The following is an 18,025-nucleotide window of genomic DNA, read 5'->3' as shown; positions in this document are numbered from 1 at the left end:
CCTGAGTGACGCCCATGTTCAGTCATCACGAACCGTCCCTGCCGCGCACTCAGGCAGCTCGCACCGAGCTCCCTGCCCGCGCCGGGCTGGGGCTCAAGACCGGGCACTTCCTCGAAGTGCTCGGCTCCGTACCTGACCTCGGCTTCTTCGAAGTCCACGCCGAAAACTACATGGTGGCCGGCGGCCCGTTTCATCATTTTCTCGGTCTGATTCGCGAACAGTACCCGCTGTCATTGCACGGCGTGGGGCTGTCGATCGGTGGCGAAGGCGCGCTGGACAGCCAGCACCTCAAACGCCTCGCCGAGCTGATCGAGCGCTATCAACCGCAAGCCTTTTCCGAACATCTGGCGTGGTCGAGCCACGGCCCGGTGTTCCTCAATGACCTGCTGCCACTGGCTTACGACACGCCGACACTGAACCGCGTCTGTGCGCACATCGACCAGGTGCAGAACACTCTGAAACGACCGATGCTGTTGGAGAACCCGGCGACCTATCTGGGATTTGAGCACTCGACGATCGACGAGGCCGAGTTCATCGCCGAAGTAATCCGCCGCAGCGGCTGCGGCTTGTTGCTCGACGTCAACAATGTCTACGTGTCGTGCATCAATCATCAGCGCGATCCTTTGGCCTATCTCGACGCGTTACCGCTGCACGCGGTCGGCGAGATTCATCTGGCCGGCTTCGCTGAAGATTGCGACAACCTTGGCGACCGCTTGCTGATTGACGATCACGGCGCGCCGGTTGATCAGGCCGTCTGGGATCTGTACCGGCAAGTGCTGCAACGTATCGGCCCGGTGGCGACGTTGATCGAACGCGATAATCAGGTGCCGGCCTTCGACGTCTTGCTCGCCGAAGCGCAGCAAGCCGAGACGCTGTTGCGCCGCGCGGAGCGTGCGGCATGAGCACGCAAGCGGACTTCGCCGCCGCCCTGCTCAATGCGCAACTGCCGTATCCCAAGGGCCTGTGCAGCCGTAATGGCGCCGATCCGTCGCGACGTTTTGCGGTGTATCGCAACAACGTGCAGAGCTCGCTGATCAATGCCCTGGCCGACAGCTATCCGGTGGTACTGCAATTGGTCGGCGAGGAATTCTTCCGCGCCATGGCGGCGATTTTCGTCCAGAGTCAGCCGCCTCACAGTCCGTTGATGAGCCTCTATGGCGAGGACTTCGCCGACTTCATCGCACAATTCGAACCCATTGCCGGCGTGCCTTATGTCGCAGACGTCGCGCGACTGGAGCACTTGCGTACTGTTGCCTACCACGCCGCCGATGCGCAGCCGATCCGGCCTGAACAAGTCAGTGCCGCGCTGGCCGATCCGCAGTCGCTGAGTGAACTGTGTTTCGAACTGCATCCCTCGCTGCACCTGCTCGACTCTGCTTTCGCGGTGGTGGCGATCTGGGCCGCGCATCAGCAGGAGCCAAGTCTGGCGGGCATTGGCCTCCATCAAGGCCAGCATGCCCTGGTGCTGCGCAACGGTCTCGACGTTGAGGTGTTCGCTCTTGAGGCGGGTGCGAGCGTGTTCATTGGTCATCTGCTCCAGGGCTCGCCACTGCTCGCGGCGGCAGAAAACAGCCCGCCGTTCGATCTCGCCCAAACCCTCGCTTTACTGATTGCGCATAACGCGATCACCCAGCTGAATTACAAGGAGTTGCCATGAACGCTTTTATCCCGCGCGTCATCGCGCTGTTGGAAAAAATCCCCCACAGCCTGATTGCCTTCATCGCGCGTTTTTCCATCGCTGCGGTGTTCTGGAAATCCGGGCAAACCAAGGTCGAAGGACTGGCCGTCGATTTGATTGACGGCACTTTTGAACTGGGCTGGCCACGTTTGGCCGATTCGACGATTCCGCTGTTTCAGAGCGAGTACAACCTGCCGCTGCTGTCGCCGGAAATTGCCGCGCATCTGGCGGCGTTTGCCGAGCATGTGTTTCCGCTACTGATCCTGCTCGGCTTCGCCACACGGTTTTCGGCGCTGGCATTGCTCGGCATGACGTTGACTATCCAACTGTTCGTCTACCCGGATGCCTACCCGACCCACGGCACCTGGGCGGCGGTGTTGCTGTACCTGATGGCGACCGGGCCGGGCAAATTGTCGATCGATCAGCTGATTGCCCGCCGATGCCAAGGCTGACTTGAAACAGTAGGAGCTGCCGAAGGCTGCGATCTTTTGATCTTGCTTCTAAAAATCAAAAGATCGCAGCCTTCGGCAGCTCCTACAAAGGTTCGGTGTCAGCGCTGGAGTCGATCCAGCGCCTCGCCACTGCGCTTGAACCAGCCCATCAAATAATCCGCCAACACCTGCGTGCGCTTGGGCAAACCACCCTGATACGGGTGCACCAGATACATCGGCATCCGTCGGGTCTGGTAATCGCGCAGCAACCAGCGCAAGCGGCCGTCCGCCAGTTCCGCTTGCAGCAGATACGAAGGCAAACGGGCGATGCCGGCGCCGGACAGCGCTGCTTTCTTCAACAGGCTGTAATGATTACTGGCAAATGGACCGGATACCCGCACCCGCAACAACTCGTGCTGCTGGTGATACAGCCATTCTTCGCGACCGCTGTAATGGCTGTTGAGCAGACAACGATGCTCGGCCAAGGCATGGGGCGTCGCCGGCTCGCCGAAGCGCTCGAGGTAGGCCGGGCTGGCGCAGGTCATTTCGTGCCACGCCAACAACGGCTTGGCCACCAGCCGATCGTCATTGGCCACTTCGGCGCGAATCGCCAGATCAAAGCCATCGCGCGACAGATCGCGATAGCTGTTGTTCAGCTCCAGCTCGATTTGCACCTCGGGGTATTGCCCGGAAAACTCCAGCAGCAAGCCATCGAAGAAGGTCTCGCCGAGCGACACCGGAACCGTCATGCGCACGGGGCCGGCCATGTCGTCCTTCAACCGCGCCAAAGCCTGCCGTGCGCGTTCGACCTGGACCACCAGCGCCTGGGCCTGCGGCAGCAGCGCCGCCCCCGCCGCCGTCAGGCTCAAGCGCCGGGTGGTGCGTTGCAGCAATACCACACCGAACTGCGCTTCGAGCTGGCTGATGCGCTTGGATAACTGGCCCTTGCTGCAGCCCAACTGCTGCGCCGCAAGGGTGAAACTGCCGGCCTCGATCAGCACAGCGAACGCGGCGAGATCATCCATTTCGCTCATGGATTGTTTCCAATTGAAAACCAAAGGTTGCCTATTAGTGCGCTTATCCGCAAAAAAAACCACCCTAGACTGAAACCTCATTCACACACATGGGGTACAGCTCGATGAAAATTCTGTTGATAGGCGCAGGCGGCACCATCGGCTCAGCGGTGGACAAAGAATTGTCGCAACGCCACGAGGTCATTCGTATCGGTCGTAACAGCGGTGACTTGCAAGTGGATATCAGCGACAGCGCCTCGATCCGCAAGCTGTTCGAACAGACCGGCAAGTTCGATGCGCTGATCTGCGCGGCGGGCAACGTGACGTTCGCAGCGCTGGACGACATGACCGAAGACAGCTTCGCCCTCGGCCTGAAAGACAAACTGATGGGTCAGGTCAATCTGCTGCTGATCGGCCGCGAGTACGCCAACGATGGCGCTTCGTTCACGTTTACCACCGGCGTGCTCAGCCACGATCCGATTCGCAGCGGCGCCTCGGCAGCGCTGGTCAACGGCGCCATCGACAGCTTCGTCCGCGCCGCCGCCATCGAACTGCCGCGTGGCCTGCGGGTGAACTCGGTGAGCCCGACCGTACTGACCGAAGCCCTGGGCAAATACGCGCCCTACTTCCGTGGCTTCAAGCCGGTTCCTGCCGCGGAAGTGGCATTGGCCTACGCGAAAAGTGTCGAAGGCCTGCAAACCGGTCAGACGTTTCACGTGGCCTGAATGATTAATCGATCAGGGTAGGTAAAAGCCGTTTGGCGACAGACCGCGACATTGAGATCCTGAACTCCCCGCCCAGCTCGGATCGCACTGTCGCCGTGGAAATGTGCTGGCCGTTGATCGAAAGATTCAATGGCTGGCCCATCGCCTCATGACTGATTGCCTTAGCCCTCTCAGTGGCTACGGGTGTCAACACCAGGGACAGTTCGACAAGATCCGGATTGGGCCCCTGATCATCCTTGAGCAGCATTACCATCTTTGTGAAATCAACCCCTGAAGAGAAAGCCAAATCGGCTGCCTGGACGCTGACAGCGCTTGCAGATGCCAACAGCAACAGCGCAATTTTCCATTTCATTTAACACTCCCTGATCCATCAAAAAACGTGCATGAGACTATGCGGGGCTCCCACGCCCGACTCAATAGTGGCAGACCAGACCTTGTGATAGGCACTCAGCCTCAGTAACGTGGCAGCACTTGTCTGGAGAGCCAAAGATGCGTGTTGCCCGTTCGTTCGTCCTCGTTGCCCTGCTGCCGATGTTTGCCGCCTGCCAGTTGTTCGACGGCCAGCGTGAAAGTGTGTCCCATGCCGGACAGACGCGCATGCAGGGGCAACTGACCGCCGCCGACGGCAAACTGGTGTTCCAGCCGTGCCAGGAGCAGCGGCAACTGGTGGTCAACGACATCGGCGGCACCAGCGTCCTGCAAGAGGCCGCTACACTCGCCGACGAACAGGGCAAGCTGTTTGCCGATGTGCGCGGCAAGGTTTCCGGCGACCGCCTCGACCTCGGCCAGTTGTATCGCGTCGAGCGCTCGGGCACGGCCTGCGACGATCCGAATTTCAAACTGCTGATCCTGCGCGCCGCCGGCCATGGCCCGGAGTGGAACGTCAAGGTCAGCGGCAAAGGCATGGTCATCGAGCGCGACGGCCAGGCTCCACTCGCCGTGCCGTATGTGGAAGAGCAACTGGGCGACGGCCGCTTCAATCTCAGCAGCGAAGCCAACAACCAGCGCATCGAATTGTGGGTGGCGCCACAGCGCTGCGTCGACAGCAGCACCGGCAGTGTGCAGCACATGAGCGCCGAGTTGCGCATCGACGGTCAGGTGCAGCGCGGTTGCGGCTATTTCGGCGGCGCGCGTAACGACTGATCGTTTTTCCCCCACGGATCCGCTCGCGGCGGCTTATAATCGCCGCCTTCAAACGCCCTGGCGCAGTTGTGCGCCCCGCGAATCCGGATCCCCGCCATGTTACGAATCACTGAACTCAAGCTGCCAATCGACCATCCCGAAGAAGACCTGCGCGCCGCCATCGTGCAGCGTCTGGGCATCGCCAGCGATGATCTGCTCGATTTCACCTTGTTCAAGCGCAGCTATGACGCGCGCAAAAAGTCCTCCGAACTGTGCTTCATCTACACCATCGACCTCAACGTACGCGACGAGGCCAGAGTGTTGGGCAAGTTCGCCGACGACCGTAACGTCAACGTGGCGCCGGATGTCAGCTACAAATTCGTTGGTCAGGCACCGAGCGATCCGGGTCAGCGTCCGATCGTCGTCGGTTTCGGCCCGTGCGGCATCTTCGCCGGCCTGCTGCTGGCACAGATGGGCTTCAAACCGATCATTCTCGAACGCGGCACCGAAGTCCGTCAGCGCACCAAGGACACCTGGGGCCTGTGGCGCAAAAGCGTGCTCAATCCCGAGTCCAACGTGCAGTTCGGCGAAGGCGGCGCGGGCACGTTCTCCGACGGCAAGCTGTACAGCCAGATCAAGGACCCGAAATTCCTCGGCCGCAAAGTCCTGCACGAGTTCGTCAAGGCCGGCGCGCCGGAAGAAATCCTCTACGTCAGCAAGCCGCACATCGGTACGTTCCGCCTGACCGGTATGGTCGAAAACATGCGCGAGCAGATCCGCGAACTGGGCGGTGAAGTGCGCTTCCAGGAGCGCGTCAGCGACGTGCTGATCGAAGACGGCCAACTGGTCGGCGTGCAACTGGCCAGCGGCGAAACCCTGCATTCCAAACACGTGGTTCTGGCCCTCGGCCACAGCGCCCGCGACACCTTCCGCATGCTCCATAGCCGTGGCGTGTTTATGGAAGCCAAGCCGTTCTCGGTGGGTTTCCGCATCGAACATCCGCAGTCGCTGATCGACCGCGCGCGCCTGGGCAAATACGCCGGCCACCCGAAACTTGGCGCGGCCGATTACAAACTGGTGCACCACGCCAAGAACGGGCGTTCGGTGTACAGCTTCTGCATGTGCCCGGGCGGCACCGTGGTCGCTGCGACGTCGGAACCGAATCGCGTGGTCACCAATGGCATGAGCCAGTACTCGCGTAACGAGCGTAATGCCAACTCCGGCATCGTCGTCGGCATTACCCCGGAAGTCGATTATCCGGGCGGCCCGCTCGCCGGTATCGAGTTGCAGGAGCGCCTGGAATCCCACGCGTTCATTCTGGGCGGCAGCGACTACAAGGCTCCGGCGCAACTGGTTGGCGACTTTATCAACGACATTCCATCGACCGAGCTGGGCGAAGTCGAGCCGTCGTACAAGCCGGGCGTGGCCTTGGGCGATCTGGCGCTGGCGCTGCCGGACTTTGCCATTGAGGCGATCCGTGAAGCCTTGCCGGCGTTCGAGAAGCAGATTCGCGGTTATTCGCTGCACGACGCCGTGCTGACCGGAATCGAGACGCGCACTTCATCGCCGCTGCGCATCACCCGCAACGAGTCGCTGCAGAGCATGAACGTCAAAGGCCTGTTCCCGGCCGGTGAAGGCGCGGGCTATGCCGGCGGGATTCTCTCGGCGGGTGTTGACGGGATTCGCATTGCCGAGGCAGTGGCTCGCGATATCCTCGGACTGGAAGCCTGATCAGCATCAGCTGACCCAACACAAAACCCTGTGGGAGCGAGCCTGCTCGCGAAAGCGGTCTGTCACTCAACGAAGTTGTTGAATGTGATTCCGCCTTCGCGAGCAGGCTCGCTCCCACATTGGTTTTTGCGTTTCTTCAGATGTTGGCGCGCAGCACCGAGGTCGGCAGCGCCTCCCCGCGCTCGGCACTCGCCGCCACCGCTGCAATCAAATCACCCAGTTCATAGCCCTGCGCCTTCAGCCATTGCTGATCGTAATACGTGTCGGCATAACGCTCGCCGCCATCGCACAGGATCGCCACGATCGACCCCGACTGCCTCGCCGCTTTCATCTGTTGCGCCGCCATCAGCGCACCGATCAGATTGGTCCCGCTCGACCCGCCGACATGCCGCCCCAAACGCTGCGCCAGATAATGCATGGCCGCCAGCGACAGGGCGTCCGGCACCTTGACCATCGCATCGATCACCTTGGGCAGGAACGACGCTTCCACCCTAGGTCGACCAATGCCCTCGATGCGCGAGCCGCAGTCCAGACGCAGGCTGGCATCACCGCTCTGATAGAAATCGAAGAACACCGAACGCTCGGCATCGGCACACAACACGCGGGTGCAGTGCTGGCGATAACGCACGTATCGACCAAGGGTCGCTGTAGTCCCGCCAGTGCCGGGGCTGGAAATCAGCCACGTCGGCTCAGGGTGCTTTTCGTAGCGCATCTGCTGGAAGATCGACTCGGCGATGTTGTTGTTCGCTCGCCAGTCGGTGGCACGTTCGGCGTAGGTGAACTGATCGATGAAGTGACCGCCATGCTCGCGGGCCAGGCGCTCGGATTCGGCGTAGATCTGCGTCGGATCCTGCACCAGATGGCTCTGCCCGCCGTAAAAAGCAATCTGGGCAATCTTCTCTTTCGAAGTCGTCGCCGGCATTACTGCGATAAACGGCAAACCGAGCATGCGCGCGAAATACGCTTCGGAAATCGCCGTCGACCCACTGGACGCTTCGATCACCGGCGCGCCGGGTTTCAGCCAGCCGTTGCACAGCGCGTAAAGGAACAGCGAACGGGCCAGGCGATGCTTGAGGCTGCCGGTCGGGTGGCTGGATTCGTCCTTGAAATACAACTCGATGCCGGCAAAACCGGGCAGCGGCAAAGGGATCAGGTGGGTGTCGGCGCTGCGCTGGAAGTCCGCCTCGATGATGCGGATGGCTTCGCGTGCCCACTGTCGGTTGTCGCTCATGGTCTCGGTTCTCATTGAATCAGCCAGGAGATCGGTCTCCTGAAAAAGGTCTGGCGCAAGCTTAGGAAAAATACCGCAGACGGCAAAGATACAGCTGAGTCTCAATGTGTCGGGCAACTGCTAGGCTCAGTGCTGCCCGAGCCAGACAGCCTGTAACGACATATAACAAAAAAGAATATAACTTTTGTTTTAACAACTAACGGTACGGGTTAGGGTGTTTCACCTTTTTCTTGATTCGATGGAGAGCGACCTTGCCTCTGCGTAGCACTTTCACGCGTTTCTTTCAGTTGGAAGCCGCCAGCGGTCTGCTATTGATCGCCGCAGCCGTTCTCGCGCTGATCATCAACAACTCACCGCTGTCGTGGCTGTACACCGGCCTGCTCGACACCCCGGTGGTGGCGCAGATCGGCGCGTTGAAAATCGCCAAACCTCTGCTGCTGTGGATCAATGACGGCCTGATGGCGATGTTCTTCCTGCTGATCGGTCTGGAAGTCAAACGCGAAGTGCTCGACGGCCAATTGTCCAAGCCTTCGCAGATCGTCCTGCCCGGCGCAGCGGCGATCGGCGGCATGCTGGTGCCGGCGCTGATCTACTGGTTCCTCAACCGCGACAACCCCGCCGCCCTGAGTGGCTGGGCCATTCCGACCGCCACCGACATCGCCTTCGCCCTCGGCGTATTGGCCCTGCTTGGCAAACGCGTTCCGGTGTCGCTGAAACTGTTCCTGATGACTCTGGCGATCATTGATGACCTCGGCGCCATCGTCATCATCGCAATCTTCTATTCCGGCGAACTCTCGACCCTGTCCCTTGGCCTGGCGGCTGCGTGCATTGCCGCGCTGGTGGCGATGAACCGGCTCGGCGTGGTCAAGCTCGGGCCGTACATGATCATCGGCCTGATCCTCTGGGTCTGCGTGCTCAAGAGCGGTGTCCACGCGACACTGGCCGGCGTGACCCTGGCTTTCTGCATTCCCCTGCGCACGAAAAACGCCGAGTCGTCGCCGCTGCTGACCCTCGAACACGCGCTGCACCCTTGGGTCGCCTACGGCATCCTGCCGCTGTTCGCCTTCGCCAACGCCGGCCTGTCACTGAGCGGCGTCACCGTCGAAAGCTTCACCCACGACGTACCGATGGGCATCGCCATCGGCCTGCTGCTGGGCAAGACCATCGGCGTGTTCGGCCTGACCTGGCTGGCGGTCAAGATTGGCATCGCCGCCCTGCCCCAAGGCGCCAACTGGGGTCAGGTCCTCGGCGTGGCAATCCTCTGCGGCATCGGCTTCACCATGAGCCTGTTCGTCGGCTCGCTGGCCTTCGAACCGGGCGTGAGTGATTACGCCGGCATGGATCGCATGGGCATCCTCACCGGCTCGATTCTCGCGGCGGTGATTGGTTATGCGGTGACGGCGGCGGCGAGTCGCAAGAATTCACAACTGCAATGACCCCTGTGGCGAGGGAGCTTGGCCCTCGCCACAGATTCCTCGCCTGACAGTTACGCAGCGAACAATCCCCACGTCATTAGCGACCCGTCCTACAGCCACACTTTCTCCGCTTCGATAACGTCCTGCAGCCCCTTTCCGAGGGGCTGTCGATGATGAACGAAGGGATGATCAGTGGCGCGGAACAAGGACATTCCCCGGGTGCAAAACCCACCGCAGGGCGACGGGCATCACGTTACCTGGCGGTATATGACGGCCGCAGAACTGGCCGAGCGCGAAGCCGGGCAAAACGCTTACGACGCGATGCTGGCGCGGCAGGAGGCGTTCGAGCGCAGCCGTGAAGTGGCTGCGAAAAAACCTGAAGCCGTGCGTGCCGGCTGTGTATTCGCCAAGTCCTGCAAGTTGCCGGATGCGATTATCGATTACAGCAATCCTTCCGGCATGGTGCCGACCGACAGCCTGAAGGATTACGGCGAGCTGATCCTGCTCGGCGCTCGCGAAGCCGACGCAAGCGGCGGCATTCCTCTCAAGAAAATCAGCGCCAACACCATCCCGGTCGGGTTCGGCAGTCTGGCCTTGGCAGGCTCGGCTTTTGAAGTGCTACCGGCGCTCGCCTCCCCTGCGGCGGCTGCGACTTTGGTGGGGCTGGTTGCGCTTTTGATGCCATCCAGCCTGGGCGACAGCGCGCTCTACACCGATGAGCAACTGAGCACACTCAAACAAGCCCGAACCCGCGTGCGCCTGCGCGTCGAGCAACAGGCCGACGGCAGCCTCAAGGGTTAAGGTTTCTACACCGGTAAGAACCGCGATTGGGAAATGGTCGATGTCGTGCAGTTCACTGCACGCGGCGACCGGTTCGTTGCCGATCTGGGTGAAGGCGTCGAACTGCTCTGGACCCCGGCGGTGGATGGCTCGGACATTCTCGGCATTCCAGCACTGGAGGCCGCACCGCAGGCACCGCATATCTGGGTGTATCCACCGACGAAGGCGGCGGACGGGATACTGGTGAATCCGCTTTATCCGCCGGAGTACAAAGATTTCATTCTGGTGTTTCCCACAGACTCGGGTGTAAAACCGATTTACATCGTTGTCAGCTCTGCGAAAGGCACCGCTGAAGCGGGACATACCTATCACCCCGCTCCCGAAACGTCGGATATCACAGCCTTTCCCGATTTAAGAAGAGCAAAAAAGAAAACGCCGTTCAACGGTGGGCTCCGGGATCGCTGGATCAATGCAAAAGGCCGAATAATTTATGAATGGGACTATTTACATGGCGAGCTTGAAGCCTATCGCGCAAGTGATGGCAGCCATTTAGGCTCTTACGACCACAGAACTGGTGAACAGATAGATCCACCCAAAAAAAACCGTAGTATTAAAAAATATTTATGAGGATTACATGGGACTCAAAGCCAGACTCGAATGGTACGACCGACAAACCGAACTGGGTGAGGGGGAGGAACTGTCGAAAGATTTTGGCGAGGACGGCTCATTAATGGAAGCATTAGGCCTACCGTCGAAAAGCTTCAATAACGGCGGATTTGATGTAAAAGCCGATTGGATTAAGACTCTCCAGCCCCACTTCCAGCATTCCATTCAATTTTCTTCTTACGACTATCAGGTATCGTTCGTTTACCGGGATCAATGGTAGATGGGACTGGAACTGAGATTGGAATGGTACGACACAGCAACCTTGGAGTTTCAGGGGGAAGAGTCGTCAAAAGACCTGGGTGGTGACGAGTCAGTGTTAAACGCCTTGGGGATTCCCGCCGCGGACAACATCAACAATGGCAGTTTCAACGTCGCTCAAAATTGGCTCGCCACCATTCAGCCGTATTTTCAACATCAAATCGATTTGAGAGTTCACGACTATCAAATTTCGTTTGACTACGGCTAACAGCCCCGGAAGTATTAGCTCCATGCACTTTCTTTTAATTACCGGTTTTTTCCCTGACGAAGCCCAAGACGACTCCTTGCAATTCGAGCTGGATATCACAGGCAGCGAGATGAATGAAAAAGTGGCTCAGCTCATTGAATCAAAGCCCTTGGATGAGGTGGAACCCGGCGAGCTGTTGTTGACTCAGGATCAGGTAACCGCATTGGAAAACCTGCTCAACGTCAGTTTTCCAAAGGGCCTTGAATACTTCATGGGCACCTGCGCCACATACTGAATGAGCAATTCACAAACAAAGAAAAACCCCGACCAGTCACCTGATCGGGGTTTTCTTTTACCCGGCTTCCCGCTTAGTGCGAAACGCGGCTGGTTCCGCCAACGGTGGAAATCCGCACCCGCTCGCCAACGCGGAATACTTCATTCTCCTGAACCTGCTGCACATAGGCGCGCATGCTGCCGTCGTCTTCGCGGACGGTGATTTCCACGCCCTGGGTGCGGGTCAGGCCTTCTTCGGTGGCCGAGCCAAGCAGGCCGCCGGCCACTGCCCCGATGACCGCAGCCACAATGCTGCCCTTGCCGCCGCCGATAGCGCTGCCGCCGACGCCGCCGACCACTGCGCCTGCTGCGCCGCCGATCGGGGTCTTGGTGCCTTCGATTTTTACCGGTCGCAGGGATTCGATGGTGCCCATGCGAATCGTCTGCACACGACGCGCTTCGTCACGGGAGTAGGAGTCGCCGGTGAGGCTCGATTGGCAGCCGGTCAGCAACATCGCCATCGTCGAAAAGGAAGCAACCAGCAGAACAGACTTACGCATAGCATCAACTCCAAAAGAACATGTGTTCATTAAACCCCGTGGCCTGGCGCCTGTCACGACACCATCCGGATAAAATTGGCTTCCATTCAGGCCTGGTACAGATGCCCGCGTGCGTCCACTCAAGGTAGCGTCAAATCAACGATCCTGCGCCATCCGCGTTTATCTCGCTCGGTAGACTGCTCAGGGTGCCAGACGTTCCAGAATCCATTCGGCGCCCTGGAGGCGGTAGTTGAGGCGATCGTGCAGGCGGCTCGGCCTGCCCTGCCAGAACTCGATGCGCTCGGGCAACAAGCGGTAACCGCCCCAGTGTTCCGGGCAATGCGGCTGGCTGTCGCTGAAGCGTTGCTCGGTGGCCTTGAGCAAATCCTCCAGTTCGCCACGACCGTTGATGACCCGGCTCTGCGGCGAGGCCCAGGCGCCGAGGCGGCTACCCAGCGGACGCACCTGATAATACGCGTCGGACTCTTGCGCCGTGACCTTGACCACCCGCCCTTCGATGCGCACCTGGCGCTCCAGGGTTGGCCAGAAGAAGGTCATGGCGGCAAACGGGTTGGCCGCCAGATGCTGGCCCTTGGCGCTGTCGTAGTTGGTGAAGAAGGTGAAGCCCTGCTCGTCCAGGCCCTTGAGCAACAGAATGCGGCAATGCGGACGACCGTCGGCATCGACCGTGGCCAGGGTCATGGCATTGGCTTCCACCGGCGCCTGCTCGGTTTTCACCGCATCGGCGAACCACTGGTGAAACAGCGCAAACGGCTCGGCCGGGGCTTGCGCCTCGGTCAAACCGTCACGGGTGTAGTCGCGACGCATATCGGCCAGAGCCTGGGTCATGGCGGATTCCTTTTCGTTAGCGGATCACTTCTTGGCAGCGTCGGCTGCGGCGACTTTCTTGTCGGTCGCGGCGGCTTTGGCTGGTGCAGTTTTTTTCGCTGGAGCCTTGGCCGGGGCCTTCTTCGCAGGAGCCTTGGCGGCGGTTTTCTTGGCTGGCGCCTTTTTCGCCGCCGGCACAGCGGCTTTTTTCGCCGCAGGCGCCGGGGTAACCGGTTTGGCCACTGGCTTGACGTCTTGCGCAGCAACCATCGTTACAGGCTTCGGTGCTGGCATGTTGTATTTGCTCAGCAGCGCAACCATGGTGTTTTGCGGAGTCACCAGCAGCTCGACACGACGGTTCAAGGCGCGGCCTTCAACGCTGTCGTTGGCCGCACGCGGCGCTTCGGAACCCATGCCGCGCAGCATCAGGCGATCACGCTGCAAGCCGCTGAGGCGGAAGATCGCTGCCACCGATTGCGCACGTTCCTGGCTCAGCTTGACGTTGGCCGGTGCGGCACCGCTGGTATCACTGTGACCGAGCACCAGCACTGCGGTTTTCGGATCGGCTTCAAGGATTTTCGCCACGCGAGTGAACGGGCCAAGGGTGACCGGCAGCAGCATCGCCGGACGGTCCGGATTGAACGAGCCTTCGACCGGCGCCGTCACTACCAGCACATTGTCGCGACGTTCGAGTTGCAGATTGCTGTCCTTCACCGCTTCACGCAGACGCGGTTCGTAGTCATCCAGCCAGGCCTGAGTCACCTTCGGATCGGGCATCGGCACGGCTTTGGCGGTTGGCTGATCCTTGCCGCCGAACGGCCACCACCATTTGCCATTGGACTGCGCCTCGGCTTTGGCCACCTCGACCGGTTTGGCTTCAGGTTTAACCTCGGCTTTCAGATCAGCCTTGACCGCTTCATCGCTGGAACCGAACGGCCAGTACCACGGGTTGCTGCTCTCGGCCTTGGCCACTGGCGCGGTCGCCGCAGGTTTCAAAGGAGCCGGAGCCGGGGCCGAATCTTTGGCCGCGACTTTGTCGGAAGAACCGAACGGCCACCAACTGCCGCCATCTGCATCGTTTTTCGGAGTCTGTGCGCAACCGGTGATCGCTACACACAGGGCCAGGGCGAGGGTCTTTTTAGATGACATTGAAAATCCACAAAATGAAGTAATGAAAAATCAGAGCACTTTCGCCCGGATAAACAGCCGTTTTGAAACGAAAATCCCTTCGAGGTTCCGACCCTGGAACCTCAGTTGAAGCTTTACAGACAAGTGGCAAGCACCCGCGCCAGCTTTTGTGCACGCGGATCCATCAAAACGTAAGGCCCCAGGGTATTTGTCACGAAACCGAAAGCCACATCGTGCTCCGGATCAGCAAAACCGATCGAGCCGCCCGCTCCCGGATGACCGAACGCGCGTGGTCCGAGGCCGTAGGTGGCGTTGGGCACGTCCGGTTGATCGAGCATGCAGCCGAGGCCGAAACGGGTGCGGGTGAGCAAGGTCTTGTCATCGCCAAGGCTGTGCTCGCGGGTCAGCTCTTCGAGCATCTCGCTTTCGAGCAGGCTGCCATCGAGCAGGCCGGCGTAAAACCCGGCGAGGCTGCGCGCATTGCCGTGGCCGTTAGCCGCAGGCTGCTGCATGCGGCGCCATTCCGGCTTGTTGGTGCTGGTCAGCACTGACGGCGGATTGGTGAAGGCGCGGGTAGTCATGGCCGTCGGTTCGCGCATGGTGACTTGCAGCAGGCGCTGCGCCGCAGCGTCGCCGGCGTTGCCCTTGCCACGAGCGATGTGCGCCACGCGATGAAATTCTTCGTCGGCCAGGCCCACATGGAAATCCAGGCCCAACGGTTTGGCGACCCGAGCGACGATCGACTCGCCCGGCCCACGCCCGTCAGCGCGGCGCAGCAATTCGCCGACCAGCCAGCCGTAGGTAATCGCGGCATAACCGTGACCGGTGCCCGGCGTCCACCATGGCGCTTCGGCGGCGAGGGAGTCGACCATGGTTTGCCAGTCGTAAAGGGCTTCAGGGGCGAGCAGTTCGCGCAGCGCCGGCAAGCCGGCCTGATGGCAGAGCAATTGGCGCAGGGTGACGGATTCTTTGCCGGCGGCGGCGAATTCCGGCCAGTAGCGGGCAACCGGGGCATCGAGTTGCAACTTGCCTTCGGCCACCAGTTGCAGCGCGGTAACGGCGGTGAAGGTCTTGGTGCAGGAGAACAGGTTGGCGATGGTGTCGCTGTGCCAAGCCTCGGCGCCGTCCTTGTCGGCGGTACCGGACCAGAGGTCGAGGACGGTTTCTCCACCGACCTTGATGCACAGGGCTGCGCCGCGTTCCTGGGGATCGTCGAACAGTGCGGCGAAAGCCTCGCGCACCGCTTCGAATTGAAGCTCGTAATGTCCCTGAATCTGCACCCGCAACTCCCCCGCGAAAACGCTCTACAAAGTGGCCCGCATTGTTCCAGCCCTTGAGGGATTTGGGAACAGGCGCGGGCCAGACGGTTGATCCGCAATTTGTGGCGATCCCTTCGCGAGCAGGCTCGCTCCCACAGGGGATCTGCGCTGCTGTTGATATCCAGTGTGGGAGCGAGCCTGCTCGCGAAGAACGATAACGCGGTCTGAAACCTAGTGACCATTCCCCGAATGCCCACCCGCCTGTGCAGCCCCCGGCGCTTTGCCAGCCTCGGCCTTGCGCCCGCCTTCCACTTCCGCCGCCGGGGTTTTCTGCGCCTCCTTGCCCAGTTGCTCCAGCGCCTGCAGATTGCTTTTGCGCACCGCTTCGACGAAGCCCTGATACGGCAGATCGGTCATCCCGACCAGACCGAAATGGCCGTTCTCGCCGTCGAGCAAACGCCCGGTCACCGGTTGGTCGAGATACTGGAACCAGTGCACGCCGACAATCGACGGTTCGCTCAGTGCCTGTTTGAGGAAGTTGGCATAGGCCGGGCCGCGATCTTCCTCCTTGGCCAGCTGCGTCACGCCGCCCCAGAACGGGCCTCGGTCGGCCGAGCCGAAGTTGAATTCGGTGATCAGCACCGGTTTGTCCAGCGCTGCCAGCGCGGCGAAGTCGTAACCCTCCTGCGGCTTGAGCGTGTACATGTTGAAGCTCAACACATCGCAATATTGTGCGCAGGACGCCACGGCTTCAGGCGTACTGGTGGCGAAGCGACCGCCCAGGAGCATCTGGTTCGGCGCGTGCCATTTCAGCGAATCGGAAATGGTCTTGAAATAGGTATCGGCGAAGACCTTCTGGAAGTATTTGAAATCCGCTTCGATCTCCGGATGCTCCGGGTTCGGCAGTGGCGGCACGAAGCCAGGGTCTTCCATCAATTCCCACGCCGGCAACTCGATGCCCCAGGCCTTGGACAGTCCGGCCTGATTGCGGTACTTGTCGCGCAATTGCTTGAGAAAGGCGCGTTTGGCCGGTACGTCGGTGGTCATTTTCAACGTGCCGTAGGCCAGCGCGTAGCGAGCTTTCGGATCGTCGCCAGGGCCGGCCCAGGCCAGTTCGTTGTCGGCGTAATAACCGATCAGCCACGGATCGTCACGGTGATCGCGGGCGGCAATGGCCACGGCGCGCTCGGTGGCCATGGCGAAACGCGGATCGAACGGATCCGGCATGCCGCCCCACCAATCGCTGCCGGTGCTGATGCTGGTGTAATCGCCGACGATCGACAGCGGCAAGGTGTACGGTACGCGCTCAGCATCCGCCAGCGACGGCGCGCTCCAGTTGCCCACTGTGTTGAAGCCCCAGGCTTGCAGCCGATCGAGGGTATGCCGGGTCCAGCGTTCTTCATCAATTGCGGCTGTGCACGGAGTGGTTTGCGCGCTGGACGCTTGCACCGCATCGGTCTGCGCCGCTTCGGCAATACCGGATTTTGGCTCGGCAGGCACCGCTGCGGTTTCAGCGGCCTGCACCGAACCGGCCTCAGCCGCCCCAGCCTTCGCCGCTTCGGCAATCCCGGCCTTGTTGTCGCTGTCTGCCTTGCACGGTTCGCCGTACAGGCGTTGCAGATTGGCGCCATAGAAGTCGTACCAGCGGCCGTTGCCGTAGCCACGCCCCTGGTCGGCGCCATTGCCGCCACGGTTGTCACCCTCGCCAAAATGCGCGGCCAGCGGGTCGTCGTTCTTCGGCAACGATTCGAACATGTATTCACGGCCGGCGACGTAGGTCTGGTTGACCTGCGGGCTGACTGTATTGACGCCCAGCGAATAGAACGGGTGGCCTTCAGGAGTCACCAGATACCAGCGGCCATCGCGTTTTTCCGTGCGGAAGAATCCGCTGGCCTTGAACGCCGGGCCTTTGTTCCAGCCGCCGAACTTGTCCAGCGAAGCCTTTTCACGCTCGGCCAGCCACGTATTCAGCTGTTGCAGCTCTTTGCTGGCGGCGCTTTTCAGTTGTTCGTCGCTGCTGACTTTTTCCGGCCATTTACTACGGGTTGACTGACCGTAGGCGTCGACCAGATTGCCGTACACCGCCCGCGTCACCGATTCGCCGTCCTGCACGCCGAACCGCTCGAGCAACAGGCTCTGCGCAACTTTCGGCTGATCCATCGACAGACTCACCGAGACCACTTGGCTGCGGTCGATCTCGCCAGTGCTGCTGGCCAGCAGGATGCGTTGGCCATCGACGGTCATCGGCATCGGCGGCCCGGCTTTCATGCCCTGGCTCAGCGGCGTCGAAGCCACCAGCGGCACCAGCAAGGTCTGCGCGGGGCCGGCCGGCAGATCGACGCGGCTGACCAGGGTGCGGCCATCGTTGCTCTGGATCTGCACATAGACTGTGACCGCCCAATTCATCGCACTTTGCAGACGCAGGGTCATCATGTCGGACTGCGACCAGTCCCAAGCGCCGGTCTGCGGGGTCAGGCGCAAGGTCGGCCGGGCGACCGGGTTGAACGTCACCCGGCGCAGCACTTCGCCTTCCGCGGTCTGTTCGGCATTGGCCTGCGGCAGGTCGGCGTTTTCCGTGGCGACCTTGACCACGTCGGCCGGGCGTACGAAGTTGAACAGCGTCTGCTGACCGGCGGGCGCAGCCAGCAACGGCGCGGCAAAGATCAAGGCGAAAACAGCGGGCAACGAACGGCGGATCATAAGAACGGAGTTCTCCCTAACGACCAGTCAAGGCCAGTGGAAAAGCGGTGGCAGAGAGATA

Annotated in this window: 18 protein-coding genes and 1 pseudogene; 11 read left to right on the top strand and 8 right to left on the bottom strand. The window is 60.8% G+C overall.

The features are described from left to right. Positions 1-14: 14 nt before the first annotated feature. The 3 genes from bufB to AB4O45_RS19475 are packed head-to-tail and all read left to right on the top strand — an operon-like array spanning position 15 to position 2,130. Positions 15-902 carry an MNIO family bufferin maturase gene (gene bufB / locus AB4O45_RS19485; protein ID WP_460160439.1) on the top strand — a complete coding sequence of 296 codons (888 nt, stop codon included), beginning with the start codon at positions 15-17 and terminating at the stop codon, positions 900-902. Then, positions 899-1,657 carry an HvfC/BufC N-terminal domain-containing protein gene (locus AB4O45_RS19480; RefSeq protein ID WP_460160438.1) on the top strand — a complete coding sequence of 253 codons (759 nt, stop codon included), beginning with the start codon at positions 899-901 and terminating at the stop codon, positions 1,655-1,657. The genes bufB and AB4O45_RS19480 overlap by 4 nt, the downstream gene beginning before the upstream one ends. Next, on the top strand, positions 1,654-2,130 hold the full coding sequence (locus tag AB4O45_RS19475) for a DoxX family protein (protein ID WP_252877608.1): 477 nt from the start codon (positions 1,654-1,656) through the stop codon (positions 2,128-2,130). Before AB4O45_RS19480 ends, AB4O45_RS19475 begins: the two co-directional genes overlap by 4 nt. Before the next feature lie 98 nt (positions 2,131-2,228). On the opposite strand, the gene AB4O45_RS19470 is transcribed toward AB4O45_RS19475, so the two are convergent. Continuing rightward, positions 2,229-3,143 carry a LysR family transcriptional regulator gene (locus AB4O45_RS19470; protein ID WP_056783386.1) on the bottom strand — a complete coding sequence of 305 codons (915 nt, stop codon included), beginning with the start codon at positions 3,141-3,143 and terminating at the stop codon, positions 2,229-2,231. A 104-nt stretch (positions 3,144-3,247) separates the two neighbouring features. Here AB4O45_RS19470 and AB4O45_RS19465 point away from each other — a divergent pair, with 104 nt between their 5' ends. Then, positions 3,248-3,847, top strand: coding sequence for a short chain dehydrogenase (locus AB4O45_RS19465; protein WP_252868912.1), 600 nt, complete (start codon positions 3,248-3,250; stop codon positions 3,845-3,847). A gap of 4 nt (positions 3,848-3,851) precedes the next feature. On the opposite strand, the gene AB4O45_RS19460 is transcribed toward AB4O45_RS19465, so the two are convergent. Next, positions 3,852-4,199: a hypothetical protein gene (locus AB4O45_RS19460; RefSeq protein WP_252868911.1), complete on the bottom strand. Its 348-nt coding sequence runs from the start codon at positions 4,197-4,199 to the stop codon at positions 3,852-3,854. Positions 4,200-4,336: 137 nt separating this feature from the next. On the opposite strand from AB4O45_RS19460, the gene AB4O45_RS19455 reads away from it, so the two are divergent. Together AB4O45_RS19455 and AB4O45_RS19450 are read left to right on the top strand one after the other, a co-directional pair. Then, positions 4,337-4,990 (top strand): COG3650 family protein, encoded by a 654-nt coding sequence (locus AB4O45_RS19455; RefSeq protein ID WP_130902004.1) that lies wholly within the window; start codon positions 4,337-4,339, stop codon positions 4,988-4,990. Between the two features lie 96 nt (positions 4,991-5,086). Next, a complete protein-coding gene (locus AB4O45_RS19450; protein ID WP_056783378.1) occupies positions 5,087-6,700 on the top strand; it encodes an NAD(P)/FAD-dependent oxidoreductase in 1,614 nt (537 codons plus the stop codon). Positions 6,701-6,836: 136 nt separating this feature from the next. On the opposite strand, the gene AB4O45_RS19445 is transcribed toward AB4O45_RS19450, so the two are convergent. After that, a complete protein-coding gene (locus AB4O45_RS19445) occupies positions 6,837-7,931 on the bottom strand; it encodes a PLP-dependent cysteine synthase family protein (RefSeq protein ID WP_056783376.1) in 1,095 nt (364 codons plus the stop codon). Positions 7,932-8,182: 251 nt separating this feature from the next. Between AB4O45_RS19445 and nhaA the strand changes: the two genes are divergently transcribed. From nhaA to AB4O45_RS19420, 5 genes and pseudogenes are all read left to right on the top strand, one after another. Further along, positions 8,183-9,367, top strand: a complete 1,185-nt coding sequence (nhaA, locus tag AB4O45_RS19440; protein WP_041478038.1) for a Na+/H+ antiporter NhaA — start codon at positions 8,183-8,185, stop codon at positions 9,365-9,367. 171 nt (positions 9,368-9,538) lie between these two features. After that, positions 9,539-10,753 (top strand): annotated as a pseudogene (locus AB4O45_RS19435) (S-type pyocin domain-containing protein). Positions 10,754-10,760: 7 nt separating this feature from the next. After that, positions 10,761-11,012 carry a colicin E3-like toxin immunity protein gene (locus AB4O45_RS19430; RefSeq protein ID WP_252879551.1) on the top strand — a complete coding sequence of 84 codons (252 nt, stop codon included), beginning with the start codon at positions 10,761-10,763 and terminating at the stop codon, positions 11,010-11,012. Further along, the gene (locus AB4O45_RS19425) at positions 11,013-11,258 is read left to right on the top strand and encodes a colicin E3-like toxin immunity protein (protein ID WP_095180547.1); all 246 of its coding nucleotides are present in this window, start codon (positions 11,013-11,015) and stop codon (positions 11,256-11,258) included. A 22-nt stretch (positions 11,259-11,280) separates the two neighbouring features. After that, complete coding sequence (locus AB4O45_RS19420) at positions 11,281-11,532, top strand: pyocin S6 family toxin immunity protein (RefSeq protein ID WP_122705009.1); 252 nt, start codon at positions 11,281-11,283, stop codon at positions 11,530-11,532. A gap of 73 nt (positions 11,533-11,605) precedes the next feature. Here the strand turns inward: AB4O45_RS19420 and AB4O45_RS19415 are convergent, their stop codons facing one another. The 5 genes from AB4O45_RS19415 to AB4O45_RS19395 form a co-directional block, all read right to left on the bottom strand. Beyond that, positions 11,606-12,070 carry an outer membrane lipoprotein gene (locus AB4O45_RS19415; protein WP_016771369.1) on the bottom strand — a complete coding sequence of 155 codons (465 nt, stop codon included), beginning with the start codon at positions 12,068-12,070 and terminating at the stop codon, positions 11,606-11,608. A 180-nt stretch (positions 12,071-12,250) separates the two neighbouring features. Further along, entirely contained in the window at positions 12,251-12,898 is a 648-nt protein-coding gene (gene pdxH, locus AB4O45_RS19410) for a pyridoxamine 5'-phosphate oxidase (RefSeq protein ID WP_024011915.1), read from the bottom strand. Positions 12,899-12,922: 24 nt separating this feature from the next. After that, positions 12,923-14,026, bottom strand: a complete 1,104-nt coding sequence (locus tag AB4O45_RS19405) for an OmpA family protein (protein ID WP_041478044.1) — start codon at positions 14,024-14,026, stop codon at positions 12,923-12,925. Positions 14,027-14,139: 113 nt separating this feature from the next. Then, positions 14,140-15,285, bottom strand: coding sequence for a serine hydrolase domain-containing protein (locus AB4O45_RS19400; protein WP_460160437.1), 1,146 nt, complete (start codon positions 15,283-15,285; stop codon positions 14,140-14,142). A gap of 210 nt (positions 15,286-15,495) precedes the next feature. Continuing rightward, a complete protein-coding gene (locus AB4O45_RS19395) occupies positions 15,496-17,964 on the bottom strand; it encodes a beta-galactosidase (protein WP_460160436.1) in 2,469 nt (822 codons plus the stop codon). Between the last annotated feature and the right edge of the window lie 61 nt (positions 17,965-18,025).

It is taken from the genome of Pseudomonas sp. S2_B10, assembly GCF_054668425.1.
Note: the sequence above shows the minus strand (reverse complement) of the source record. Positions and strands in the feature narration are given on the sequence as shown.